At 71.8% G+C, this 24,673-nt stretch carries 19 protein-coding genes; 9 read left to right on the plus strand and 10 right to left on the minus strand.

The window, feature by feature from the left end; all coding sequences use genetic code 11:
* Positions 1-46: 46 nt before the first annotated feature.
* The 9 genes from LCD33_RS06130 to LCD33_RS06170 all read right to left on the minus strand — a co-directional run bounded on the left by LCD33_RS06130 (position 47) and on the right by LCD33_RS06170 (position 14,959).
* Positions 47-6,595 carry a DUF4157 domain-containing protein gene (locus tag LCD33_RS06130; RefSeq protein WP_224966072.1) on the minus strand — a complete coding sequence of 2,183 codons (6,549 nt, stop codon included), beginning with the start codon at positions 6,593-6,595 and terminating at the stop codon, positions 47-49.
* On the minus strand, positions 6,592-6,855 hold the full coding sequence (locus LCD33_RS06135) for a hypothetical protein (protein ID WP_224955589.1): 264 nt from the start codon (positions 6,853-6,855) through the stop codon (positions 6,592-6,594). Before LCD33_RS06135 ends, LCD33_RS06130 begins: the two co-directional genes overlap by 4 nt.
* A complete protein-coding gene (locus LCD33_RS06140) occupies positions 6,846-8,732 on the minus strand; it encodes an ATP-binding protein (RefSeq protein ID WP_224955588.1) in 1,887 nt (628 codons plus the stop codon). The genes LCD33_RS06135 and LCD33_RS06140 overlap by 10 nt, the downstream gene beginning before the upstream one ends.
* Before the next feature lie 33 nt (positions 8,733-8,765).
* On the minus strand, positions 8,766-9,779 hold the full coding sequence (locus tag LCD33_RS06145) for a DUF4255 domain-containing protein (protein ID WP_224977604.1): 1,014 nt from the start codon (positions 9,777-9,779) through the stop codon (positions 8,766-8,768).
* Entirely contained in the window at positions 9,776-10,438 is a 663-nt protein-coding gene (locus tag LCD33_RS06150; RefSeq protein WP_224977605.1) for a hypothetical protein, read from the minus strand. The genes LCD33_RS06145 and LCD33_RS06150 overlap by 4 nt, the downstream gene beginning before the upstream one ends.
* The gene (locus LCD33_RS06155) at positions 10,431-11,156 is read right to left on the minus strand and encodes a hypothetical protein (protein WP_224966070.1); all 726 of its coding nucleotides are present in this window, start codon (positions 11,154-11,156) and stop codon (positions 10,431-10,433) included. Before LCD33_RS06155 ends, LCD33_RS06150 begins: the two co-directional genes overlap by 8 nt.
* 44 nt (positions 11,157-11,200) lie before the next feature.
* Entirely contained in the window at positions 11,201-11,725 is a 525-nt protein-coding gene (locus tag LCD33_RS06160) for a phage tail protein (protein ID WP_224955584.1), read from the minus strand.
* Between the two features lie 18 nt (positions 11,726-11,743).
* Positions 11,744-13,591 (minus strand): phage tail sheath C-terminal domain-containing protein, encoded by a 1,848-nt coding sequence (locus LCD33_RS06165; protein ID WP_224977606.1) that lies wholly within the window; start codon positions 13,589-13,591, stop codon positions 11,744-11,746.
* Between the two features lie 360 nt (positions 13,592-13,951).
* Positions 13,952-14,959: a glutathione S-transferase family protein gene (locus tag LCD33_RS06170; RefSeq protein ID WP_224955582.1), complete on the minus strand. Its 1,008-nt coding sequence runs from the start codon at positions 14,957-14,959 to the stop codon at positions 13,952-13,954.
* Positions 14,960-15,221: 262 nt separating this feature from the next.
* Here LCD33_RS06170 and LCD33_RS06175 point away from each other — a divergent pair, with 262 nt between their 5' ends.
* The 3 genes from LCD33_RS06175 (at position 15,222) to LCD33_RS06185 (ending at position 17,476) form a co-directional block, all read left to right on the plus strand.
* A complete protein-coding gene (locus tag LCD33_RS06175) occupies positions 15,222-15,752 on the plus strand; it encodes a PadR family transcriptional regulator (protein WP_224955581.1) in 531 nt (176 codons plus the stop codon).
* On the plus strand, positions 15,749-16,966 hold the full coding sequence (locus LCD33_RS06180; protein WP_224955580.1) for a cytochrome P450: 1,218 nt from the start codon (positions 15,749-15,751) through the stop codon (positions 16,964-16,966). Before LCD33_RS06175 ends, LCD33_RS06180 begins: the two co-directional genes overlap by 4 nt.
* Before the next feature lie 114 nt (positions 16,967-17,080).
* Positions 17,081-17,476 carry a Rid family hydrolase gene (locus tag LCD33_RS06185; RefSeq protein ID WP_224955579.1) on the plus strand — a complete coding sequence of 132 codons (396 nt, stop codon included), beginning with the start codon at positions 17,081-17,083 and terminating at the stop codon, positions 17,474-17,476.
* 9 nt (positions 17,477-17,485) lie between these two features.
* On the opposite strand, the gene LCD33_RS06190 is transcribed toward LCD33_RS06185, so the two are convergent.
* The gene (locus LCD33_RS06190; RefSeq protein WP_224955578.1) at positions 17,486-18,229 is read right to left on the minus strand and encodes a FadR/GntR family transcriptional regulator; all 744 of its coding nucleotides are present in this window, start codon (positions 18,227-18,229) and stop codon (positions 17,486-17,488) included.
* A gap of 422 nt (positions 18,230-18,651) precedes the next feature.
* Between LCD33_RS06190 and LCD33_RS06195 the strand changes: the two genes are divergently transcribed.
* From LCD33_RS06195 to LCD33_RS06220, 6 genes are read left to right on the plus strand one after another with little or no spacing between them, the layout of a single operon-like run.
* Positions 18,652-19,998 (plus strand): MFS transporter, encoded by a 1,347-nt coding sequence (locus tag LCD33_RS06195; RefSeq protein ID WP_224955577.1) that lies wholly within the window; start codon positions 18,652-18,654, stop codon positions 19,996-19,998.
* A 31-nt stretch (positions 19,999-20,029) separates the two neighbouring features.
* Complete coding sequence (locus LCD33_RS06200) at positions 20,030-21,745, plus strand: dihydroxyacetone kinase family protein (RefSeq protein ID WP_224977607.1); 1,716 nt, start codon at positions 20,030-20,032, stop codon at positions 21,743-21,745.
* A 36-nt stretch (positions 21,746-21,781) separates the two neighbouring features.
* Entirely contained in the window at positions 21,782-22,252 is a 471-nt protein-coding gene (locus tag LCD33_RS06205; protein WP_224977608.1) for a ribose-5-phosphate isomerase, read from the plus strand.
* The gene (locus LCD33_RS06210) at positions 22,249-23,022 is read left to right on the plus strand and encodes a triose-phosphate isomerase family protein (RefSeq protein ID WP_224977609.1); all 774 of its coding nucleotides are present in this window, start codon (positions 22,249-22,251) and stop codon (positions 23,020-23,022) included. The genes LCD33_RS06205 and LCD33_RS06210 overlap by 4 nt, the downstream gene beginning before the upstream one ends.
* On the plus strand, positions 23,019-23,816 hold the full coding sequence (locus LCD33_RS06215) for a sugar phosphate isomerase/epimerase (RefSeq protein WP_224955573.1): 798 nt from the start codon (positions 23,019-23,021) through the stop codon (positions 23,814-23,816). The genes LCD33_RS06210 and LCD33_RS06215 overlap by 4 nt, the downstream gene beginning before the upstream one ends.
* On the plus strand, positions 23,813-24,670 hold the full coding sequence (locus tag LCD33_RS06220; RefSeq protein ID WP_224955572.1) for a phosphogluconate dehydrogenase C-terminal domain-containing protein: 858 nt from the start codon (positions 23,813-23,815) through the stop codon (positions 24,668-24,670). The genes LCD33_RS06215 and LCD33_RS06220 overlap by 4 nt, the downstream gene beginning before the upstream one ends.
* The last annotated feature ends 3 nt before the right edge of the window (positions 24,671-24,673 follow it).

The following is a 24,673-nucleotide window of genomic DNA, read 5'->3' on the forward strand; positions in this document are numbered from 1 at the left end:
CGAACAACACAACGTCACCCAATAGACTCCCCTCCCAAGGCCGCCACTACGGAAGTTTCAGGAAAATTCCGCGCCCCTTGCTCACACTCTGCATCCCGAGCGGATTCCGCCCGAGCACCTCCTCCATGCAGCGCACACCCCACTCCATCTTTTCCGAATACCCAGCACCTCGGAGGTACTGGTACACCGGCTTCCCGTTCGTAGAAGGCAGACCGTGCTTGGACGTCGTCGACGGGTTCGCGGCAGGCTGACTGTGATCCATCCAAGTATTGAAGTCCTGATTAGCAGTGGCCGAAGTGAGCACCAAGTTCTTCGTATGGTTGGGGCCGTTCTGCCGCTGCTCGACGATATGGTGCCACTGCGGCTTCACCGGGTTTCCTGATTTCGAAGTGCTCGTGGGCGTGTCCGGATTGGTGAACCTCGCAGTCATCCGATAGTTCAGAACCTGCCGAGCCTGGTTGTACTCACTCCACAGGTCCCGCTGCCGAATGGCCTCGAAGTCCGGACCGAGCGCGTACCACCTCTTATCGAAGTCGACCCGCTCCCAACGTTCCTTGACCTCCCGCACCGGAACCCTGAACTCGCCCTTCCCCGAAGGTCCGTGACCGTAGAAGTCGAACTGGACCTGGCGTCCATCCTTGCGCCGAACCTGCATGATCTTTCCGGTGTACCACTGCCCCTTCTTCGCACGGCCGGTCCAACCGTCCTGAACCACATCCTCCCCTTTCGGTTCTCCGGGAGGAACGCTGTAGGCATCGGGCTCAGAATGCGGCTCGGTGTACTCACCCCGCAAAACCGGCCGGGACGGGTTCAGCGTGGCGACCACCATGAAAGGATCACCGCCGACCGGACCCAACCCGGTCAATCGGTAGTGCGCCTTCAGCGCACCGAGCAGATCGAGGAACCGAGGACGCTGGATACCGTCCTTCATCTTCGCGTACAGCTTGGGGCGTAAGCGTGCCACGATCTTGTCCAGCTGATCATCCTTGGACTTCTTGGACTCCTCGTCCTTCTTCCGATCGTTCTTCTTGCTCTGCTTGTTCTCGTTCCGATCGCGTTCGCGCCTGCGATCCCTGGAGGGATCGCGGTCCCGGTCCTTCGGACGTCTCCGGTCGTCGTCGTCCTTGCGCTTGCGCTTGTTCGATCCGCTGTCCGCCTTGTCCCGGTTGTTCTTGCGATCCCGGTCCCGCTTCTCGTCGCGGTCCTTCTTCCGCTCCCGCTCCTGGCTGCGCCGATCGTCCCTGCGTCCGGGGACGTCGTCGTCCTTCTTCGGGCGGTCCGAGTCCTCGTCCTTCTTGCGGTTCGGGTCCGCTTCGTTCTTCTGCTTGCGCTGCGCGTCGTCGTCCTTGCGCTTGCGGTCCTGTTCGTCGTCGTCCCGCTTGCGGTCCCGCTCGTCGTCCTGCTGCTTCTTCTTAGCCGGGGATTCGCGGTCGTCGTCGCGGCGTTTGCCGTCGCGGCGCTCGTCATCACGACGGTCCGGGTCCCGGCGCCGCTGCCCGTCCTCGTCCTTCCGGCGGTGCGGGTCCGAATGCCGCCCGTCGGGCTTGTCCTCCTTCTTCGCGTCCTTGTGGTCGTCCTTGCGAGGCTTGTCGTCCTTCGCCGGGTGCTTCTTGGAGTCGTCGCCCGGCTTCTTCGGCGCGTCGGCCTTGTCGCCGGTCTTGCCCTGGTCAGCCTTCTTGTCGCTGCGAACGCCGGTCTTACCCCCCTGACCACTGGGTTTGCCGCCACCGGGACGGCCTGGTTTCGGGACCGGGGTGTCTGTTCCGTCATCCGAAGGTCCCTTGTCTCCGGGGGCCTTGTCGCCGGCGCCGGGTTGCTGCTGCTTGTCGGAGCCGTTGCCGCCGCGGTCCTCGGGCGGAGCTGCGCCGCCTTCCTTGCCGCCCTTGTCCTTCTTGCCGAGGGAGGCCGCCAGGGTCTTGAAGCGGTCGCCGACTTTGCTGACGTACTTGCCGATGCCGTCCAACAAGAACTGGTAGGCGAGTTCCAGGAGGGCGACGACGCCTGCCGCCACCGCCTTGGCGAACAGGACTCCGTTGCCGCCCTTGCCGACCGACTTGAGCCAGTCGAGGACGGCGCCGAACGCGCGGAGGATCTCGCCGAGCGCGCCGATCGCGGTCTGCAACGCGTCGATGACCGCCGCGACCCAGCCGGCGCCGGGGATGAGCTTCGCGATCACCTTGGTGATGACGATCTCGCCGATGATGAACGGCAGCTGCGGGACTACGGCGTCCCAGGTCTCCTTGACGATCTCCTGGAGGCTGATGCCGCCCTTCTTCAACCGCTCGAAGATGGCCTTCGGCAGGCCGATGATCTCCTCGATCTTCTGGTTGAACCAGTCCTTGACGGCGCTCTTGACCTCACGGAAGAAGTGGTTCTTCGCGCCGTCCTCCGCGGAGCTCTTCGCGCCGGAGAGCCAGCCGCCGGGGTCGGCGAGGAAGTCGACGGCGACCATCATGAACTCGCCGAAACCCGCCAGGAGCTTCGAGGCGAAGTCCAGCACCGACTTGATGGCGTCCTTGACGGCCTTCAGCACGTCGGCGAGCGCCTTCTTCAGCACGTTCAGGATGTCGCTGAGCAGCTTCGCGATCGCTTCGAGCAGGTCGGTGATGAGCTGCTTGAGCTTCGCGGCGAGCTCGGTGACGAAGGCGATGGCGGCGGCCACCAGGTCTTCGATGAACTGCCGGATGCGCCGGGCCAGCTCGATGACCGCCTTCACCAGCGCGACGGCCAGTTCGATCAGCGCCTCGATCAGGTCCTCGACCAGCCCCACGATCTTGTCGCGGATGGTCTTGATGAGGTTCTCGACGTCGCGCTTGAAGTTCTCGATGAAGTCGACGATGGCGTCGCGCGCGGCCTGCAGGATCGCCACGATCTTGTCGCGGAGTTCGATGAAGAACCTCTTGATCTCGTCGAAGGCCTTCTCCACCCAGTTCTTCGACTCCCGCGAGGTGTCGTCCCGCTTCGTCTTCGCCTCGGTCTTCGCGGTCTCCCGCTTGTTCTTGATGCCCTCGTCGTCGTCCTTCTTGCGCTCCTCGATCTTCTTGTCGGTGTCCTGCTCCTCCTTCTCCACGTCCTTGCGGGCCTGCTCGCGCTTCTCCGTCTTGCCGGTGCCGAGCTTGTCGAGCTCGGCATCCTGGTCCGCGCGCCACTTCTCCCGCTCGCCGGAGACGTCGTCGAACGTCGATTCGCGCTTGCCGGTCTGCTGGTCGGTGTTGCGCTTCACCTCCGCGTCGACCTCGCGGTCGTGCTTCTGCCGGGAAGTGCGGGTGTCGCGCTCCTTCTGCTGCTTGCCGTCGGACAGGCCCTGCTCGCCCTTGCCGAACGCGGACTTGAACTCCTTGCCGCGCTCGTGCTCGGCGACCTCCGAGGCCGCTTCCGGTGGTACGGCACCGGTTCCGGCGTCGACCTTGCCGCCGCCCTTCCCGCCCTCGCGGCCGGGGACCTCGCCCTTCAGCTGCTCCTTCGGCGCGTCCGGGTAGACCTGGTCCTCGCCCATGCCGCGGCTCGCGTCGTCCCGGGCGGTGTCGGCGGTCTGCTCGCCCTTCGTGGTGACCGCGTCGTCCTGCTCGCGGGACTTGTCCCCGGCGTCGCCCTGCATCTCCACCCCGGGGGCGGTGCCGGCCTTCGCCTGCTCCATCGCCTCGTCCTCAGTGGGCATCCCGGCGAACTGGGCGGCCAGATCCTCCGGGGAGACGTCGAAACCGACCTTCTCGCCGAGCCAGCCGATGACGTAGCCAGCGCCCATCAGGAACGTGTCCCAGCCGTCCGGCTCCTCCACCTCCTCGGCGGGGATCGGGCCCTCCGGCTTCTTCTCGCCCTTGACCTCCGCGTCCTTGCTCTCGGGGGCGTCGGACTTCGCCGCCTCGTCCTGGGAATACTCGGCGGGGGCATCGGTGTCCGGGGCACCGCTCGCGGTCTGCGGAGCACCGGACGGGCGCTGCATCGACGGCGGATCGGCCGCCAGCTGCTGGTGCTCGTCGCCGACCGTGCGGTCCACGGCGCCGTCCACCCCGCCCATCGCCTGCAACGCCACGTGCGGTTTCAGACCGGACGCCGTGCGCAGGCCCGCTTCCGGGGACACCTGGGAGAGGTTCGGGGCGGCCTGCGCCTGCTTCTTCGCCTTCGCCCCACCGCCCTTGCCCGCCTTCCCGCCGCCGCCGGAGCGCGGGGCGGTCGGAGCGGGTCCGGCCTTCGGCGCGGCGGGCGCCGGCTTGGCCTGTTCGGGTTTCGGGGCCGCCTGCTCGGTCTTCTGGGCGGGCGCGGAGGTCGGTTTGGCCGCTCTGGTCGTCGGTTCCGATGTCGGTTTCGGGGCCTCGCCGGTCGCCGCCGGAGCGGGGGTGGAGCTCTGCTTCGCGGGTGCGGGCTGCTCCTGCTGGGGCTGATCGGTACCGGTGCTGGACTCGTTCGTCGGCTCGGTGCCGCCGGTGGTGTGCGAATCCCGCGCTGTGGAAGGTGATTCCGCGTCGTCGGTGCTCTTCGCGCCCGCTGCGCCGCCGGAATCCTCGCCGCCGGCTTCGGACTTCTCGGACTCGGTGCCCCCGCCCTGCGCGTCCTGGTCCGGTTTCCCGCCCTTGCCCGGCTGCTCGCCGCCCTTCTCGGTCCCGCCCGCCGAATCCTTGCCGCCCGAATCCTTGCCGCCCTTGCCCGCCCCGTCCCGCTCCTCCTTCGCCGCGGATTCCTTGACGGCGCCGCCGGGTTCGTCCTTCGCGCCCTCGGTCTTGCCCGGGGCCTCCTGGGCGAGGCGTTGCGCCTCGGCGGGACCTGCTTCGGGATCCGCGCCCGCCTTCGGGTCGGTGGGCTTCGCCGCCGCGCCGGGTTGCTTCTCGGCGGCCTTGTCCGCGGCGAGGGTCGCCAGGTCCGCCGCTCCCGGCGTGCCCTCGGTGGTGATCGACGGGTCCGGTTCGGCCTGCTCCTCCGGTTCCGCCTCCACCGGCTCGGCTTCGGCCGCCTCGTCCTCGGCGTCCTCCGCGTCGCGTTCCGCCTGGACCTGCTCGGCCTTCGTCTGCGGTGGCGCGGGGAAGGACGGCATCGGCGGCGGTGCGGCGCCCGGTTCCAGCTTGTCCGCGGTCGGCACGCCGGAGACGTCCAGGTCCTGCTCGGGCAAGAAGTCCTCGGGGGCGAGCTTCACGTCCCAGGCGCTCTTCTCCTCGCCGCCGACCTCGACCTCCGAGTCGCCGCCGTGCGCCTCCGAGTCCGGTTCCTCCTCCGGGCCGAGCACGTCCTGGTTGCGGGCGCCGTCCAGGGAATCGACGGCGCCGGCGAGCTGGGTGTCCTTGCCCGCCTGCTCCGGGGAGGGGTCGACGTCCTGCTGCCGGTCCTTCGGCTTCGCCACGAGGGGATCGATGGCGTCTGGGCGGTTCTGCGCCGCCGAGTCCTGCTCGGCGCTCTCCTCCTCGCCCGCCTCCTTCTCGTCCTGCTCGGCCTGCTCGTCCTCGCCCTTGTCCTCGGAGTCCTTCTCGTCAGCGGCTTTCTCGTCAGCGCCCTTCTCGTCAGCGGCCTGCTCGCCTTCCGGCTGCTGCTCGGCGTCCTGCTCCCCGCCCTGCTCCTCGGATTCCCCGGAGTCCGCGGCGGATTCCTCCGAGTCCTGCTCGGAAGCGGGCTCCGCCGACTCCTGTTCCCCCACCGCCGCGTCCTGCTCCGGTGCCGCGGCCTCCGGCCCCGCGTTCTCCGGCGTCCCGCCGTCCGCGCCGCCAGGGACCTCCTGCTCCTTCTCCGGTCCGGTGGCTTCGGGCGGCTGCTGCTCGGATTCGCGCCGCTGGTCGGATTCCTGCTGCTGCTCCTCGCGTTCGGCGAGCACCTCGGCGTGCGCGTCCGGTTCGACCGCCGGGGTCGCCATCGCGCCGGGTTCCAGGGCCGGGTCCGCCTCCACCTCGTCCAGGAGGTCCAGGACGCGTTCGTGCTCGGAGCTGAGCAGCCGCGACTCCAACCGGTCCAGCACGACGTCGAGGACGTCCTCGGGCAGCCGCGCGAGCCGCTTCCGAGTGCGCTTGGACCGGTCCTCCGGATCACCGCGCAGCGAGCGCTGGATGCCGTTGGCGAGCCGGTCGATCATCGTCGCCGGGTCCAGTTCCTCGGCGCGGCGGCGGTCGGCGTCGACCGTCGCGTAGCGCAACCAGCCGGGCGTGGCCTGACCGGAGCGCACCGCCGCCGGGTCCGAAGTGGACTCGGCTTCGCGCTCGATCGCCTGCTGCGGCAGGCTCACCGCGCCCAGCTCGCGGCCCGCGCGCAGGGCACCGAGCCCGTGCGGGTTCTGCACGGTGTGCAGGAGTTCGTGCGCGAGCAGCCGGGTGCCCTCGGCCGTGCCGGGCCGGAACTTCGCGGGCGCGAAAAGCACGTCCTGGCCCACCGCCACCGCGTCCGCGCCGAGGTCCTGCGCGAGCTCGCCGGAGTCGCGGTCGGTGTGCAGGCGGACGCGGCTGAAGTCGTGGCCGAGCGATTCCTCCAACTCGCGCCGGGTGCTCTCGTCGAGGGGCTGGCCGGCGCCGCTGACGACCTCCTTCGGCTCCGGGGCCCGGTCCGCGGTGCGGTTCTTCCGCTTGCGGCGCCGGGAATCCTGCGCGGAACGCGATTCCCGGGCGGGGACGGGTGCGCTCATCCGGATCGCCCCCTGCCGCTGAGACCCGCGTGCACCGACCGCGCCAGCGCCTCGCCCAACCGGGTCGGGGACGTGGTCGCGGGCAGCGGCGGCAGGTCCGCGATGCCGTCCACCTGCCGCGGCCCCCACGCGGCGAGCGGCACCCCTCGCTGCTCCACCAGGCGGGTCAGCTCCGCCTGGAACGCGACCGCGACCCGGTCCGGGTCGACGCCGTCGAACCCGTCCAGCACCAGCTCGCCGATGTGCACGTTCACACCCATCCCCGCACCTCCGAGGGCGTCAGGGACCGCTCCAGCTTGCGGTACTCGGTGTGCGCGGCGGCGAGCATGTGCCGCATCTGCACGGGTTCGCCGTCCTCGGCGGCGAGGAACGCGCCGGACAGCGCGATGTTGCGGATCGAACCGCCCGCCACCGTCAACTGCGCCAGCAGCTCCGGGTCGAGGTCCTTCACCGGCGCCTGCTCCGGCACCACGCGCCGCCAGATCTCGGCGCGCTCCGCCTCGCCGGGGAACGGGAAGTCCACCACGAAGCGGATCCGGCGCAGGAACGCCGAGTCCAGCGCCTTCTTCATGTTCGTGGTGAGGATCGCCAGGCCCCGGTACGCCTCCATCCGCATCAGCAGGTAGCTGACCTCCAGGTTGGCGTAGCGGTCGTGGCTGTCCTTGACCTCGCTGCGCTTGCCGAACAGCGCGTCCGCCTCGTCGAACAGCAGCAGCGCCCCGCCGCGCTCGGCCGCGTCGAAGACCTTGCGCAGGTTCTTCTCCGTCTCGCCGATGTACTTGCTGACCACCTGCGACAGGTCGATCACGAACAGGTCCAGGCCCAGCTCGCGGGCCATCACCTCGGCGGTGAGCGTCTTGCCGGTGCCGGAACCGCCCGCGAACAGCGCCGTCACGCCCAGGCCGCGGCGCAGCGTCGCGGAGAAGCCCCAGTCGTGGTGCACGGTGGCGCGCTGCCGCACGTGCGCGACGACCTCGCGCAACACCCGCAGCTGCCGCTCCGGCAGCACCAGGTCTCCCCAGCCCGCGGCCGGTTCGATGCGCCTGCCCAGCTCGTCCAGCCCCATCCGGGCCTGCTCCAGCCCGGCCCGCCACGCCGCCTGCGCCAGGTCGCCGTCCGCGGTGCCGCGCACGGTCGCGGCGGCGGAGACCACCACGTGCGGCGGCAGCGCGAACTGGGCGACCAGGTTCCCCACCTCGGCGTCGGCGCGCCCGCCGAACGCGCCGCGCCACAGCTCGAACTGCTCGGCGTCGTCCAGCGCGGGCACCGTGATCCGCGCACCGCGGGCGCGGGAGCTCGGGCGCGGTTCCGCACTGCCGATCACCAGCGGTACCGTTGCCGATTCCACGAACGCCTCGGCCGCCGCGAGCTGCTCGCGGTTCGGCTCGTCCACCTCCAGCAGCAGTGCGGCGGGCAGCAACACCGCCTCCCGCTGCCACAACCGCGCCAGCAGGTCCCGCTCCGCCGGATCGTCCGGCACGTCCTCCGCGGACAGCGCGTACAGGCCCAGGTCGCAGGCGTCCGCGGCGGCGGCCGCCAGGTCCGCGCGGGTGCGCGCGTCCCCGCCGACCAGCTCCACGCGCAACGCGGTCTCCGCGTCGCCGTCCGCCCAGCTCGACGCGATCCGCTCCGCGGCGTCCCGGTAGGAGGCGGGCAGCCGCCCCGGCTCCGGGACGCGGCGCAGCAGGCCGTGCAGCCGCGCGTCCAGGTACGGGGAGCCGAGCAGGAAGTGCAGCACCCGCTCGTCGATCCGCAACCGGCCGGTGGTCAACCCCGCCTGCTCGTCCAGCTCCACCAGCCGCCAGCGGCGCAGCGGCGACACCGGCGTCAGCGCGCTCCAGTGCGGCTCGCTCAACGCGGCCAGCGCGAGGGAGAACGTGGGGTGCGCGCGGGCCGAACCGCTCGCCGCCGCGCACCGGCCCGCCGTGCCCGCGTCCAGCTCCATCGCCGCGCACAGCAGCAGCACCTCGCGTTCGAAGGTGCTCAGGCCGAAGCAGCCGGCCAGCGCCTCCAGCTCGGGCACCGGCGGGATGGCGTGCTCGGCGGTCTCGCCACCGGCGTGCGCTTCGAGCGCGGCCAGCACCGCGCGCACCGCGGCCGCCAGCGCCGAGTCCGCGCCGTCGCGTTCCTCGGTCATCCCGCGCCCCCTCTCCGCTCGTCGTGCACCGGATCAGCTCTGCTCATCACGATCGCCGTCCGAAGTGGCCTGTTCGCTGGATCCCGGCTCGGCGGAGGGAGGAGTGCGGGTTCCGCGCGTCGTACTCGTGCGGCCGCGCTTCGCTCCGGTGGTGCCGCCGGTGCTCTTCGCTCCGGTGGTGCCGCTCGTTCGCTTGGTCGCGGTGGTGCCGCCCGTGCGCTTCGCGGTACCGGGCCGCTTCGACGTGGTGGTGCGCCGATTCGGCTTCGCAGCACCGGGTTCCGACGCCTGCTCGGTCCCGGCAGCTCGATCGGACTCGGATGCTCGATCGGTCCCGGCTGCCCGATCGGTCCCGGACGCCCGCTCCGGACCGGTCGCCTCCGGCGGCTCGGCCGGCTCCCCGCCGGGAGATTCCGCCGCGCCACCACGGGGATCCGCAGGCCCGAACGGCCGCGCCGTCGGCACGACCTGCCGCACCGGATTCGGCGGCACCGGCTCCTCGCGGCCCTCGATCAGCACCAGCGAACCCTGGTAGGTCGTGGACAGCGCGTACGGCGTCTGGTGCAGCATCCCCCACAACTTCGAGGTCTCGTCGGTGTCCATCTGGATCGGCGAGAACCGCACCCGCTGCGGCGACTCCGCCAGGTCGCTGCTCGCCAGGTACGGCCGCGAAGCCGCCTCCACCAGCAGTTCGCGGGGCAGCACCGGGATCTCCTGCAGGGTCCGCACCACGCAGCCGATCAACCGCTGCCCCACCAGCTCGGTCTCCTCGCCGTAGGCGCTGATCAGGTAGTGCAGGTCCAGCGCCGCGGTGGGCCGGGCCAGCAGCCCGCCACCGGAGGCGCGGCTGGGCAGCTCGGTGTTGCGCATCGACGGGTTCGGCGCCACCTGGTAGAGGAACACGGTGATCGTCGGCTCGGTCGGCGGTTCGGCCGGCGGCTTGCGGGTCTCCACCGAGACCGCGAAGTCGATCTCGGGCCGCAGGTTGCTCTCGATCAGCAGCGCGAGGGCCTGCGTGACCGTGGCGATGGCCAGTGCGTTGCTCATGAACCCGCCCGCTCGTCGAGGTAGTCGGCCAGGTTCACCGCTGGCGCGCGGCGGCCCGCGCGCTGCCGTTCCGGTGGGCGCGGCGGTGCGGCGGCGCTGACCTGGAGGCGCCCGATCTCCACCCGCACGGCCGGTTCCGCGGGTGCGGGCGTCCGGCGGCGGGCCGCGGGCGCGGTGCGCGGTGCGGCAGCGGCGGCGGCGATCCGGGTGCGCGGGGAGTCGGCCGGGGCCGGGGCGGCGGCCACCGGACGCAGCGTGCCGCCGCGCTCCCGCACCGGTTCGGGCTCGCCCGGCACGTTCTCCCGGGTCGGGCGCGGCGGTTCGGGCGCCGGGGTGACGTGCGCCGGCGGCACCAGCCTCGCCACCGGTTCGGCCTCGTCCCGCTGCGGTGCGGCTTCCGGCCGCGGTGACGGCTCGGTGGCCTGGGATTCGGTGCGTACCAAGGTGATCCGGTCGGTGCGGTGCACCTCCCGCTCCACCCGCCGCAGCTCGCGCTCCCGCAGCACCGGAGCCGGAATCCGGGCTGCTACGGGAGATTCGGCCTCCGGCGCCGGGTCCGGCAGCGAGTCCACCCGCTCGAACGGCCCCGGCAGCCGAGGGCGCAGCCGCACCGCCGCCGGATCGTGCCGGGCGGCCAGCCGGTCGAAGAAATCAGGCATCAGCGCACAACTCCAGGTAGTAACGCCGCCGAAGCGGACTGAGCGCCAGGATCTGCGGTTCGCTCCACCCGTAGGCGGCGGCGAGCAGGTGCACGTCCAGCAGCACGTCCCGGGACCACGAATCCAGTTCCGACCACAGGAATTCGGCCACGTCCAGCACCGTCGGCGTACCGCCGCCGCAGTGCGGGCAGTGCACGGTCACCGCCAGGTCCGCCGCCGGATCTGCCTGCTCGGCGAGCTCCGCCATCCGCCGCCGCACCCGCTCCGGCAGGCTTTCCGGCTCGACCGGTTCGCCGTCGCGTTCGGCGGCGAGCGTGCAGCGGGCCAGCAGCCGAGCGCCGCGCTGCTCGGCCGGGGCCACGGCCACGGCGTCCAGGTCCGCGGCCGTCGGCAACCGGAACTCGACCTCGATCCCGTCGTCGACGACCCGCAGCGGATCACCGGTGGGCCGCGGGTGGTCGGCGAGGCCGCGCGCGTCCAGGTCGAACTCGACGACCTCGCCGCACGCGGCGCACTCCAGCAGCACCTGCATCCGCTCGCCGAACAGCGCCCGGCGCAGCACCAGCAGGTCCGCCACCCGCGCCCCGAGCGGTTCCGCGTCGAGCTGCGCCACCGACGCCTCCGGCCGCGCCGCGCGGTGCAGCACTTCCGCCCGCCCGGCCGCGCGTCGCGCCAACCCCGCTTCCCAAGCGGCCAGCAGCTCCGCCGGTCCCGTCACCACCACCCGGTACCCCTCCCGCCGAACCGTCGTCCGCCGCGCGGTCAGGCGGGATTGGTGAACGCGGGTTCGGTCGGCTCCGGGACCTCGTAGTCCCGTTCCCAGCCCTCGCACTCCAGCTTCAAGCTCTGGATCGCCACCGCGTTCGCGTTCGCGTCCAGCTCGCCCAGCACCTGGTACTCGCTGGGCCAGGTGCGGTACAGCTTGTGCGAGACGGCGACCTGCCCGGCCTCGTTGAGCAGCTGGATGACGATGTCCTTGCGGAAGTCCGCGAGCGACACCTCCGACCCGAGCCCGGCGCCGACCTGCCAGACCTTGTTGGCCCACCGGTCGAACTCGGGGTCGTGGGTGACCCCGCGCTCCAAGGTGATGCCCTCGAACTCGGACCGCCCGGGCGCCTTGCGCGGGGAGCTCGGGTCACCGCCGTGGCGGTGCTTGACCACCTCGGTGGTGCGCTTCAGCGGGCTGATCTTGCTGACGCCCGCCACGGTGCGCCCGTCCCAGAGGACGAGGAACTTGAAGTTCTTGTACGGGTCGAAGCGGTGGGCGTTGATCTGGAACTCGGCCATGCTCACTCCTCCGGTTCGCTACGCCTGCGGGAGGCCGGCGAACTGCTGGATGGTCACGATCACGAACTCGGCGGGCTTCGTCGGGGCGATGCCGACGACGACGTTGACGACTCCGCGGTCGACGTCCTCCTGCGTGGTGGTGTCGGCGTCGCACTTGACGAAGTACGCCTCGCGAGGCGTGCCGCCCTGGAACGCGCCCTGCCGGAACAGGGTGTGCAGGTAGGCCGAGGCGTTGAGCCGGATCTGCTGCCACAGCTGCTCGGTGTTCGGTTCGAACACCGCCCACTGCAGGCCGCGGCGCAGGCTCTCCTCCACGTGCAGCGCCAGCCGCCGCACCGGCAGGTACTTCCACTCCGAGTCGGCCGCGTCCGAACCCGCGAGGGTCCGCGCGCCCCACACGACCGCGCCCACCACGGGGAAGCTGCGCAGGCAGTTCACCCCGAGCGGGTTGAGCAGGCCGCTCTCCCGGTCGGTGAGCCGCACCGACGGCGACCGCACCCCGAGCAGCTTCGCCTCGGTCCCCGCGGGCGCCTTCCACACGCCGCGCTCGGCGTCGGTGCGCGCGATGACCCCGGCGACCGCCCCGCACGGCGGGAAGGACCGCAGCCGTCCGGACAGCGGGTCGACCAGCTGCAGGTGAGGGAAGAAGAGGCCGGCGTGGTCGCTGCGCACCGGGTCGAACGCGGTGATCCCGGCGCGCACCGCATCCACCCCGGACCACGACGCCGGCGCGTCCACCAGCAGGAAGATCCGGCGCTCGCGGCAGATCCGGTCGGCGGCGGTGAGCACCGCCAGCACGTCCTCGGTGGACTCGTACCCGGCGAGTTCGGGCAGTGCCAGCAGGTTCACATCGTCCACGTCGCGCAGCGCCTGCAACCCGGTCTTGCGCGCCTCGCTGCCGATGAGGTCGCGCGGTCCGGGCGGGTCGCCGTCCTCCCCGCACTCCAGCGGGAACACCGGCGGGCGCACCGTCTCGTCGAGCCCGAGGTCCCCGGCGCACTCGCCGCGGAACCGGACCTCGTCGGCCGGGTCGGTGGAACCGGCGACGGTCTGCAGCCGGTCGCCGAACGCGGTGACGGTCGCCCCGGCGAACGCGCGCCTGCCCGGCGCGTCCGGCAGCGAGCGCAGCTTGCGCTCCAGCAGCAGCGCCAGTTCGGCGACGGTGCACGGCGCCTCGCCGTCCACGTCCTCCTCGTAGAGCGTGAAGTCCCGCTCCACGTCGCCGATCTTCGCGGTGAGCTCCACGCCCAGGCCGGGCAGCTCGCCGTCGAACGGGCGGGAGACGGTGCCGCTCGCGGCGGGCAGCCCCGAATCCAGCACTTCGACGCGGATCAGCGCCGAGGACGAGTTCACCGCGGTCTCCGCGTACCGGCCGTGCCCGGGATCCAGCGACAGGCCGCCGAAGGATTCGCGGGCGCCGACCCGCGCGTCGGCGACGTGCAGGTTGAACGTCTCCTCCGGGTGGTTCGTGTCGTGGTCGACGGTGACGTGCAGGCCGTTGCCCCACGCCCCGGGTTCCTTCGCGTGCACCGCGAGCACCGGGCAGTCCTTGCGCCGGTCACCGGCGTGCAGCACCACCGAGGCGGCCTTGCCGCTGCCTCGGGCGGCGACGCGCACGACGAGCGCGATCGTGCCGCCGCCGGCGAAGAACTGGTGCACCGCGTAACCGAGCGCGCCGCGTGAGGTGAGCCCGCCGAAGCGGCGCTCGAACTCGGCGAAGCTGGTCACCCGGACCGGCTCGTTCAGCGGCCCGCGGCGGGTGTGCCCGATGAACGCGGTCACCGAGGTGGTGACGGTGGAGATGGTGCGCGCGCTGCTCGGGATCTCCTCGACGTGGACACCTGGATAGGACGTGTTCGTCGGCATGCCCCTCCCATTCCTCCGAGCGCCGGAAAGCGCGCGGGGTCAGGGGGAAAGGCAGTGGAACGCGGGGCGCGATAAGCGCTCGACCCGGAAATGCCGGGTCGCGAGATGAGACCATTCCCCCAATGGCTGTTCGGAGCAGTGGAGCTCCGATCGTTCGCGCGTCGAGCAGGGCCGGGACCCCTTCCCGGCTGGCGACCTGCTGGAACCGGTGCGCGAGCCCAGTTTCTTGAGATCGCACTCGGAGGTCAAGCGGTTTTCACGAATGGCCCAGCAACCCGAAGATCAGCGATTCGAAGAATCAGCCGGGGTGCGCCGAACGGCGCAATCGAATGCGTTGGTTCGAGTGAATCCGGGAAATGCTCACCGGGGCTCGGCGATCGAGGGCACCCGTTCCGCGATCGGCGGCGGACCGGGCGGGGTCCCGTCGCCGAAGGGGCGGCCACCGAGCTCTTCGCGGCCGTGCGGGCTCAGCCAGCCCGACGGGTCCGGCCCCTTCGGCACGATCCCGGTCGGGTTGATCTCGGTGTGCACCCCGTAGTAGTGCTGCTTGATCTGCTCGAAGTCGATGGTGTCGCCGAATCCCGGCGTCTGGAACAGGTCGCGCGCGTAGGACCACAGCACCGGCATGTCGGTGAGCGTGGACCGGTTGCACTTGAAGTGCCCGTGGTAGGCGGCGTCGAAGCGCACCAGCGTCACCCAGAACCGCACGTCGGCCTCGGTGATCGTGTCGCCGACGAGGTAGCGCTGCCCGGCGAGCCGCTCGGACAGCGCGTCCAGCCGGGCGAACAGCGCGTCGTAGGCCTGCTCGTACGGCCCTTGGGCCTTCGCGAACCCGCACTTGTAGACGCCGTTGTTGACGTCGTGGAACAGCTGACCGGAGATCTCGGCGATCTCGTCGCGGTGCGCGGCGGGGAACAGGTCGGGCGCACCGGGCCGGTGGTGCGCGGTCCACTGCGTGGCGAGGTCGAATTCGAGGTCCTGGTAGGCGTTGGTGACGACCTTCCCGGTGGGGATCTCGACGACCGCGGGCACGGTCACGCCCTTGTCGTAGCCCGGGATCGCCCGCTCGTAGGCCTCGCGCAGCCATTCGATGCCGAGCACCGGGTCCACGCCGCCGGGGTCGAGGTGGAAGCGCCAGCTGCGGTCGTCGTGCAACGGGCCGGCGATGCCCAGCGACAGCACCGGTTCCAGGCCGAGCAGCCTGCGCACGATGATCACGCGGTTCGCCCACGGGCAGGCGCGGGCGCCGATGAGCCGGTACCGGTGCGGTTCGACGGGCCACGGGGAGCTCCCGTCGGCGGTGATCCGCTCCTGCACGCCCAGCGGTTCGCGGACGAACTCGTCGGTCGAGGACTGCGCGGCTCCCACGATGCGACCCCCTTGCGGCTGCGGCCGGACTCCGCCCGACCCTACGCCGCCGAACGGCCCAGCGTTCACCGCCGAACGGGCACGCCCCCACCACCCCAGGTGAGCGCCCCGCCGGACCGAGCGAGGCGAACGGGCCACTCACCTGGAACGGCCCCGCGGGCGAGTGGCCCACCAGACCGAGCAGGCGGGGGCGAAGGGGCGCTCGCCTGGGGGACGGTGCGGGAGGTCGACCTCCAGGGTGACCTAGGTTATCGTGACTTAGGTGTGGATCGACGTCCTGCTGCTGGCCCATCTCGCCAAGGAGCCCTCGCACGGCTACGAACTGCGGAAACGGGTGGAGGAAGGAACCGGGTTCGCGCTGTCGAACAACTCGCTCTACCCGGCGCTGCGGCGGTTCACCGAAGCCGCGGCCGTCACCCGCTCCGCCGAGCCGCAGGTGGGCCGGCCGCCGCGCAACGTCTACACGATCACCGAGGTCGGCCGGGAGCTGCTGCACGACATGCTCGCGGAGCTGCCCGCCGAACTCGCCGCGGACGAACCGGAGTTCCTCGCCCGCCTGGCGCACTTCGACTGGCTGACCGCCGACGAGCGCCTCGGCGTCGTCGAGTCGCGCCGGTGCGCGCTGCGGCAGCGCCGCGACCGGCTTTCCGCGCTCACCCGCAACGGCGCGAGCGCCTGGGGGCAGGAGGCGCTGGACGAGTCGCTGCGCAGGCTGCGCGCCGAACTGGACTGGCTCGACGGGATCGCCGCCCGGGCCACCGCAGATTCACCACCACAGGAGGAGCACCCATGAGCACCACGGCCGAAGCCCTGCCGCAGCTGCCGTTCGACCGGCCGAACGTGCTGGAGATCGCGCCGCTGTACGAGGTGCTGCGCAAGCAGGCGCCGATCACCCGGGTGCGCACGCCCGCCGGGGACCCGGCGTGGCTGATCACCTCGTTCGAGGAGGCGCGCGCCGTGTTCGGTGACGGGCGGTTCGGCCGCTCCCACCCGGCTCCGGAGCAGGCCTCGATGATCTCCGACGCGGGCGTCCTCAACGGACCGAACGGCGACTACGACACCGAGCAGGCCCGGCACAACCGGATGCGCAAGCTGCTCACCCCCGCGTTCTCCGCGAAGCGGATGCGGCTGCTCACCGACCACGTGCAGGACCTGGTGCGGGGCTGCCTGGACTCGCTGCAGGCCGCGCACGACGCGGACCCGGATTCCCCGGTGGACCTGCACGAGCACCTGTCGTTCCCGTTGCCGGTGCTGGTGATCTGCGAACTCCTCGGAGTGCCGTTCGAGGACCGCGAGTACTTCGCCGGGCTCTCCGACCGGATGAGCCGGCTGGGCACCGGCGACGCCGCGCAGGCCGCGCGGGCCGAGCTGGCCGAGTACATGGCCCGGCTCGCCGAGGCGAAGCGGCACTCCCCCGGCGAGGACGTGGTCACCGACCTGGTGCGGGCGCAGGAGGCCGACCCGGACTTCGACGACGGCGAGCTGTCCAGGCTCGCCTCCGGCCTGCTGTTCGCCGGGCACGAGACCACGGTGACGCGCATCGACCTCGGGGTGCTCCTGCTGCTGACCGACCTGGATCGCCGGGACGAGTTCGCCGCCGACCCGGCCGGCCGGGTGCAGCAGACCGTGGAGGAGATCCTGCGGGTCGCCGACCCCAGCGGCCTCGGCCTGCTGCGCTACGCCCACGAGGACGTGGAGGTCGGCGGGCAGCTCATCGCGCGCGGTGACGCGGTGCTCATCCCGACCGGTGCGGCGAACCGCGACGAGTCGGTGTACGGCGAGCCGGAGCACTTCGACCCGGAGCGCAAGCCGAACGTGCACCTGACCTTCGGGCACGGCATGCACTTCTGCATCGGCGCGAGCCTGGCGCGCACCGAGCTGAAGGTGGTGTTCACCGAGCTGTTCCAGCGGTTCCCGAAGCTGCGGCTGGCGGTGGACGTCGACGACCTCGACGTCCGCTCCGACCGGGTGACCGGCGGCGTGAAGGCCCTGCCGGTCACCTGGTGAGCGAACCGGTGCACGTCCCGGACGGGACGTGCACCGGCACCCCACCGCCGAGCGCGTCCCGGCCGGAATGCCGACAATGCGGCGGACGGACGGCCGAGGACCTGGGGGCTCATCGTGCGACGCGAGGACATCGGACCGCGGTACTTCGGCGAGCGGCTCGGCTACGAGCACGCGGTGCTGCTCGAACGCCCGGAGCGGTGGCTCCTGATCGCGGGGCACGAGTCCCGCGCCGACGACGGCTCGATCGCGCACCGCGGGGACCTGCGGGCGCAGCTGGAGCTCACCTTCCAGCGCATCCGGGAGACCTCGGCCGAGGCCGGGTTCACCCTCGCCGACGTGGTGCAGCTGCGCATCCACGCGATCGATATCCGCGCGGTGACGGCGAACTACGACGTGATCACCGGAATCCTGGCCGCGCACGACTGCCGCCCGACCAGCACCTTGATCCAGGTCGCCGCCCTCTCCGACCCCGACATGCTCGTCGAGATCGAGGGCATCGCCGCCCGGTGACCGGCCCCGTCACGTCTCCTGGCCGAAGTGCTCGGTGAGCCGTCCTGCGGCGGTCCGCATGTGGGCGCTCATGGCTTCGGCGGCGGCGTCCGGGTCGCCGTCGCGCAGGGCCGCGTAGACCAGTTCGTGCTCGGCGAGGGCGAGGTCGGCGTGGCCCTGGTCGGCCAGCGCCCGCTCCACCCACAGCCGCAATAGCGAGCGCACGTTCTGCAGCAGCTGCTGCAGCACCACGTTCCCGGAGGCCACCGCGATCCGCAGGTGGAACAGCCGGTCGGCCTCGACGAACTTGTCCAGTTCGGTGCGGTTCTCCCGCATCCCGTCCAGCTGGGCGGCGAGGTCGGCGAGGTCGTCGTCGGTGCGGCGGACGGCGGCGCTGCGCACGGCGAGCACCTCCAGCCCGTTGCGCACCTCGACGAGTTCGCGGGTGCGCGGCTCGCCGAGCATGAGCCCCCAGCTCAGCGTCTGCGGCAGCAGTTCGGAGGCGCTGCCGCGCAGGTAGGTGCCGGAGCCGGGCCGCACGTCGACGATGCCGAGGATCTCCAGCGCCGCCAGCGCTTCCCGGATCGCGGAGCGCCCGACGCCGAGGGAGGCGGCGAGGCTGCGCTCGGGCGGCAGCCGGGTGCCGGGCTCCAGGTCGCCGGTGGTGAACAGGTCCAGCAGCCGCTTGGCGACCGCGGAGACGGCCGTACCCGCGGGCACGGTGCCGAGGGCGGCGCCGAACGCGGCATCGGGGTTTTCCGGGTACGGAGGCATGGGCACGCATCCTAACTTCTTGCCGTCGGGCCGACTCTTGTCGCGTAGGGGGTCGGGTGGCGGAACCTCAGCGGTCCCCTCGCTGCGGAATCGTTTTCACAGGTGGCTCCGCCACATGAGAAAACGCTGTCCTCGCGAGGAGAACGCTGAGAACCCGCGGGTGGTCCGGCTGCATGCTGGGGCGCCGCTCAGCGGCTTCGCCGCTGACACAACAGCAGGACCTGCCGCGTCAGGCTCGGATCGGTTCTTTCTCGTTCAAGTGGCTTGCAATTGGTCAACCGGTTGACAGGTTGGGGGTTGCTTCCGATACTAGGCCGAACGGCGAAGCCCCGCCGCGGAACGCCGCGGCCGCGCCACGCCCGGACCAGGACCCGCCCGCTCCGGCCGCGGTCCTCGCCCGCACCCGCTTCAAAGGAGTCAATGTGGACACCTCGACCGCCGCGCAGCAGCGCGGTCCGGGGGTGGAGAAGTCGGCCATTCGCAAGGTCGCCGTCCGCCTCGTGCCGTTCGTGGCCTTGATGTTCTTCGTCAACTACCTCGACCGGACGGCGATCAGCTTCGCCGCGCCGAACGGGATGCGCGACGACCTGGCGCTGTCCGCCGCCCAGTTCGGCTTCGCCTCCGGCGTGTTCTTCGTCGGCTACCTGCTGCTGGAAGTGCCCAGCAACATCGCGCTGAACAAGTTCGGCGCCCGCCGCTGGCTCGCCCGGATCATGGTCAGCTGGGGCGTGGTGGCGCTGCTGTTCACCTGGGTGCAGGACTTCACCCAGCTCGCCGTGCTGCGCTTCCTGCTCGGCGTCGCCGAAGCCGGGTTCTTCCCCGGTGCCGTGCTGTTCCTGAGCCTGTGGGTGCCCGCCCGGCACCGCGGCAAGATCCTCGCGCTGTTCTACCTCGCGCAGCCGCTGACCACCGTCATCGGTGCCCCGCTGGCCGGCTGGCTCATCCAGCAGCACGGGGTGTTCGGGCTGGAGGGCTGGCGCTTCATGTTCTTCGGCGTCGCGATCCCCGCCATCGTGCTCGGCGTCGTCGCCTGGTTCTACCTCGCCGACGACCCGCGCGAAGCGAAGTGGCTGACCGCGGCCGAGAAGGACTGGCTGACCGGCGAACTCGCCGCCGAGAAGGAGCACACGGCCGCCGAATCCGGGCACCACGGCCTCCGCTCGGTGTTCGGCAACGGCCGGGTGTGGACGCTGGCGATGCTGTACTTCGGGTTCATCTACGGGCTCTACACGCTCGCGTTCTTCCTCCCCGCGATCATCGGCGACTTCGAGCAGCGGTTCGGCACCACGTTCGGCGTGTTCGAGAAGGGCCTCATCACCGCGGTCCCGTACCTGCCCGCGGCGATCGTGCTGTACCTGTGGTCTCGGGACGCCACCCGGCGCGGGCTGCGGTCCTGGCACATCACCGTGCCCGCCGTCGTGGGCGCGGTCAGCGTGCCGCTGGCGCTGTTCGCCGGCTCCCCCGTGCTGACCATCGCGATCATCACCGTCACCGCCTGCGCGATCTTCGCGGCGCTGCCGAACTTCTGGACGCTGCCCACGAAGTTCCTCACCGGCGTGGCCGCCGCCGCGGGCATCGCGCTGATCAACACGCTGGGCAACCTGGCCGGGTTCCTCGCGCCGTACGTGACCGGCGCGCTGTTCGACTGGACCGGCTCCTACGTGGTGCCGATGTTCGTCGTCGGCGCGTTCCTGCTGCTGTCCGCCGTGCTGATGGTGCTGCTCACGCGCACCGAGCGGGCCGACCGCCGCGTGCCCGCCGCCGAGTGACCACCGTCCCCCCGTTCCCGTAGGAGAGCTCATGGCCCGCCTGTTCAACGACCCCGGCTCGTTCGCCGAGGAGATGCTGGAAGGTTTCGCCGCCGCCCAGGCGCACCGGGTGCGCCGGGTGCCCGGCGGAGTGGTCCGCCGCGACCGAGCCCGCAGCGGCGAGGTGGCCGTCGTCATCGGCGGCGGCTCCGGGCACTACCCCGCGTTCAGCGGCCTGGTCGGCGACGGCCTCGCGCACGGGGCTGCGATGGGGAACCTGTTCGCCTCGCCGTCCGCGCAGCAGGTGCGCTCGGTGGCGACCTCGGCGCACAACGGCGGCGGAGTGCTGCTGTGCTACGGGAACTACGCCGGGGACGTGCTGCACTTCGGCCTCGCCGAGCAGCGGCTGCGCGGTGACGGCATCGACTGCCGCACCGTGGTCGTCACCGACGACGTCTCCAGCGCCCCGGCCGACGAGCGGGACAAGCGGCGCGGCGTCGCAGGCGACCTGGTGGTGTTCAAGGCCGCGGCGGCGGCCGCCGCGGCCGGCTACGACCTCGACGAGGTGGCGCGGGTCGCCGCGCACGCCAACGACCGCACCCGCTCCTTCGGCGTCGCCTTCGGCGGCTGCACCCTGCCCGGCGCGGACGAGCCGCTGTTCACCGTGCCGGACGGGAAGATGGCCGTGGGGCTGGGGATCCACGGCGAACCGGGCATCGCCGAGCAGGACGTGCCGAGCGCCGACGAGCTCGCCGAGCTGTTCGTGCGCACCCTGCTCGCCGAGGTGCCCGACGGCGTCGAGGTCGCCGGATCGCGGGTCGTGGTGCTGCTCAACGGGCTCGGTTCGGTGAAGTACGAGGAGCTGTTCGTGGTGTACCGCCGGGTCGCCGCGCTGCTCGCCGAAGCCGGGGTGGAGGTCGTCGAACCCGAGGTCGGCGAGCTGGTGACCAGCTTCGACATGGCGGGCGCCTCCCTCACGCTGTGCTGGCTGGACGAGGAGCTGGAGCGGTTCTGGCGCGCCCCCGCCGATTCGGCCGCCTACCGCAAGACCCCGGCGGTCGCCGCCGCGGACGTCGAGGCGGGCGAGGACTTCGTGGCGCTGGACGTGATCCCGCCCGCCACCGGCGAATCGCGGGAGTCGGCGCGCTGCGCGCTGGCCGCGCTCGAAGCCGTGAAGTCCACTGTGGACGACAATGTGGCGGAGCTGGGCCGGATCGACGCCGTCGCGGGCGCCGGCGCCCCCGGCATCGGCATGCAGCGCGGCGCGGACGCGGCCGTGGCCGCCGCCCGCGAGGCCGTCGAACGCGGTGCGGGCGCGGGCAGCACCCTCAACCGCGCCGCCGACGCCTGGGCCGACCGGGCCGGCGGCACCTCGGGTGCGTTGTGGGGCGTGGCGCTGCGGGCGATCGGCGCCGAGTTCGGCGACGAGACCGCTCCCGGTCCGCGCACCACCGGCGCCGCCGTGCGCGCCGCCGCCGACGCGGTGGTGCGGCTCGGCAAGGCCGAGCTCGGCGACAAGACCATGGTCGACGTGCTGGTGCCCTTCGCCGACGAGCTGGAATCCGCGCTCACCGCCGGATCCGGCCTCGCCACCGCGTGGGACGCCGCCGCCACCACCGCCGCGAAGGCCGCGGAGGCCACCGCCTCGCTGCGCCCGCTGCGCGGCCGCGCCCGCCCGCTGGCGGAGAAGAGCCTCGGCACCCCGGACGCGGGGGCCGTCTCGCTGTCGCTGATCACCCGCGCGGTGCACGCCGTGCTCGCCAGGTGACAACCCGAAACCCGTTGCGGTGAGAGGAGAAATCGCGTGAGCGACAAGCTGCGCATCGTGGTCGGCTCGGACGACGCCGGGTTCGACTACAAGGAGGTCCTGAAGCGGGACCTGGACAACAGCGACCTCGTCGAGTCCGTGCGCGACGTCGGCGTGGACGCGGACGGCCACACCCCCTACCCCACCGTCGCCATCGCCGCCGCCGAGCTCGTCGCGGCCGGGGAGGCCGACCGGGCGCTGCTGGTGTGCGGCACCGGGCTGGGCGTGGCGATCGCCGCGAACAAGGTCGAGGGGATCCGCGCCGTCACCGCGCACGACACCTTCTCCGTGGAGCGCGCGATCAAGAGCAACGACGCGCAGGTGCTCACCTTCGGCCAGCGCGTCGTCGGCATCGAACTGGCCCGCAAGCTCGCCGCCGAATGGCTCACCCACCGCTTCGACCCGGCATCGGCGTCAGCGCAGAAGGTCTGCCTGATCAGCGACTACGAGAGCAGGTCCGAGCGGTGACCCGGACCATCGGCGTCAGCCTGAAGATGTACTTCGGGCACCAGCGCACGCTCGACTGGTGCGCGGACGTCGCCGAGATCGCCCGCCGCCATCCCGCGGTGCGCGGCGGCGGCGCGAAGCTGTTCGTGCTGCCCTCGTTCCCCGGTCTGCCCCCCGCGCTGGACCTGTTCCGGGACACCCCGGTCGAGGTCGGCGCGCAGGACCTGTTCTGGGAGGACCACGGCGCCTACACCGGCGAGGTCAGCGGCGCGGAGCTGCGCGAACTGGGTTGCCGCCACGTCGAGGTCGGGCACGCCGAGCGGCGCAGGCTGTTCGGCGAGGACGACCGGGTGGTCGCGGCGAAGACGGCGGCGGCGCTGCGCAACGGGCTGACCCCGGTGCTGTGCCTCGGCGAGGAGCGGGCGGGCAGCACCACCGACGCGGTGCGCACCTGCCTGGAGCAGCTGGATTCGGCGCTCGACGCGGCCCGCGCCGCGGGCCGCGGCGGGGCGGTCGTCATCGCCTACGAACCGCAGTGGGCGATCGGCGCCGCCGAACCCGCCGAACCCGAGTTCATCGGCGCGGTGTGCGGCAAACTGCGCAACGCGCTGGACGCCGAACCGGTGCTGGCGGGCAGCCGCGTCATCTACGGCGGCAGCGCCGGGCCGGGGCTGCTCAGCACGCTCGGCGACGCGGCGGACGGGCTGTTCCTCGGCCGGTTCGCGCACGACCCGGCGGCACTGGAGCGGATCCTGGACGAGGTCGTCGCGCTGGACGGGGTGTCGGCATGATCGGGCTGAGCACCTACGCCTACTTCTGGCAGTGGTCCGACCAGGTTCCGGAACCGCTGTCGCTGACCGGGATGCTCGCGGACACCGCGGCGCAGGGCGCGGAGCTGTTCCAGATCTGCGACTACCCGCCGCTGGAGTCGATGACCGACGCCGAGCTGGACGAGGCGCGGGACGAGGCGCGTCGACTGGGGGTGCGCCTCGAACTGGGCACCCGCGGGCTGCGACCGGAGCACCTGCGCCGCTACCTGGAGCTGGCCGGGCGGCTGGACGCCTCGCTGGTGCGGTCGATGCTCTACTCCGCCGACAGCAGGCCGACCCCCGACGAGGCCGAGGCCTACCTGCGGGAGGTCGTGCCGGAGTACGCGGCGGCGGGCGTGACGATCGCGCTGGAGACCTACGAGCAGGTCCCCACCCGCGTGCTCGTCGACCTGGTGGACCGCGTCGGCGACGAGCACCTGGGCATCTGCCTGGACCCGGCGAACGTGGTGGCCGCGCTGGAACTGCCCGGCGACGTGATCGAGCTGACCGCCCCGCACGTGAAGAACGTGCACGTCAAGGACTTCGCCTTCACCCGCTCCGCCGGGTGGGTGGGGTTCGCGCTGACCGGCGCCCGGCTGGGCACCGGACAGCTGGACCGGGCGCACGAGGTGCGCGCGGTGCGCGCCGCCGAACGCGGCATCAACGAGGTCGTCGAGCACTGGCTGCCCTGGCAGGGCGATGCGGCGACGACCTGCGCGGTCGAACGGGAGTGGACCGCGCACAACCTGGACTACCTGAGGAGTGAGCGGACATGACGGATGCGAAGCTGACGATCGCGGTCATCGGCGCGGGCGGCAAGATGGGCATGCGGGTGTCGAACAACCTGCAGCGCACCGAGCACACCGTGTTCTACAGCGAGAACTCCCCCGCCGGGCAGGAGCGCGTCACCGAGGCCGGTCGCGCGGTCACCGAGACCTCGGCCGCGATCGCCGACGCCGACGTGGTCATCCTCGCCGTCCCGGACATCGTGCTGGGCAAGGTGTCCGAGGAGGTCGTGCCGCAGCTGCGCGCCGGTTCCGTCGTGGTCACCCTCGACCCGGCCGCGGCGTACGCGAACCTGCTGGCCAAGCGCGAGGACCTGGAGTACGTGGTCGCGCACCCCTGCCACCCGTCGGTGTTCCTGCAGCGCCGCACCCCGGAGGAGCTGGCCGACACCTTCGGCGGCATCGCCGCGCCGCAGGAGGTCGTGGCCGCCATCGAGTCCGGTGACGAGGAGCGCCGCGCCGTCGCCGAGTCGGTGATCCGCGCGATGTACGCGCCGGTGGTGGACGTGCACTGGGTGACGGTGAAGCAGCTGGCCTACCTGGAGCCGACGCTGGTGGAGACGGTGGCCTGCATGGTGGGCGATCTGCTCAAGGAGGCGCTGCACGAGACGGTGCACACCGTGGGCGTCCCGGAGGCGGCCGCGCGCGCGATGCTGCTCGGCCACACTCAGGTGGCGCTGGCGAACACCCTCAAGGGCGACAACCCGTTCTCCGACGCGTGCCTGATCGCGATGGACTACGGCCGCGAGTCGATCATCAAGGACGACTGGAAGAAGATCTTCGACGACGAGCAGCTGGACGCCGTGATCACCCGGATGCTGAAGCTGGACCGCATCGAGCGCTGATCC

It is taken from the genome of Saccharopolyspora sp. 7B, assembly GCF_020177435.1.
GTDB classification, from domain to species: Bacteria; Actinomycetota; Actinomycetes; order Mycobacteriales; family Pseudonocardiaceae; genus Saccharopolyspora_C; species Saccharopolyspora_C gregorii.

Excerpts from the sequence above, each read along its gene's own strand:
- LCD33_RS06130 (WP_224966072.1), bottom strand. The coding sequence starts at position 6,595 with ATGAGCGCACCCGTCCCCGCCCGGGAATCGCGTTCCGCGCAGGATTCC.
- LCD33_RS06135 (WP_224955589.1), bottom strand. The coding sequence starts at position 6,855 with ATGGGTGTGAACGTGCACATCGGCGAGCTGGTGCTGGACGGGTTCGAC.
- LCD33_RS06140 (WP_224955588.1), bottom strand. The coding sequence starts at position 8,732 with ATGACCGAGGAACGCGACGGCGCGGACTCGGCGCTGGCGGCCGCGGTG.
- LCD33_RS06145 (WP_224977604.1), bottom strand. The coding sequence starts at position 9,779 with ATGAGCAACGCACTGGCCATCGCCACGGTCACGCAGGCCCTCGCGCTG.
- LCD33_RS06150 (WP_224977605.1), bottom strand. The coding sequence starts at position 10,438 with ATGCCTGATTTCTTCGACCGGCTGGCCGCCCGGCACGATCCGGCGGCG.
- LCD33_RS06160 (WP_224955584.1), bottom strand. The coding sequence starts at position 11,725 with ATGGCCGAGTTCCAGATCAACGCCCACCGCTTCGACCCGTACAAGAAC.
- LCD33_RS06165 (WP_224977606.1), bottom strand. The coding sequence starts at position 13,591 with ATGCCGACGAACACGTCCTATCCAGGTGTCCACGTCGAGGAGATCCCG.
- LCD33_RS06180 (WP_224955580.1), top strand. The coding sequence starts at position 15,749 with ATGAGCACCACGGCCGAAGCCCTGCCGCAGCTGCCGTTCGACCGGCCG.
- LCD33_RS06190 (WP_224955578.1), bottom strand. The coding sequence starts at position 18,229 with ATGCCTCCGTACCCGGAAAACCCCGATGCCGCGTTCGGCGCCGCCCTC.
- LCD33_RS06200 (WP_224977607.1), top strand. The coding sequence starts at position 20,030 with ATGGCCCGCCTGTTCAACGACCCCGGCTCGTTCGCCGAGGAGATGCTG.
- LCD33_RS06215 (WP_224955573.1), top strand. The coding sequence starts at position 23,019 with ATGATCGGGCTGAGCACCTACGCCTACTTCTGGCAGTGGTCCGACCAG.
- LCD33_RS06220 (WP_224955572.1), top strand. The coding sequence starts at position 23,813 with ATGACGGATGCGAAGCTGACGATCGCGGTCATCGGCGCGGGCGGCAAG.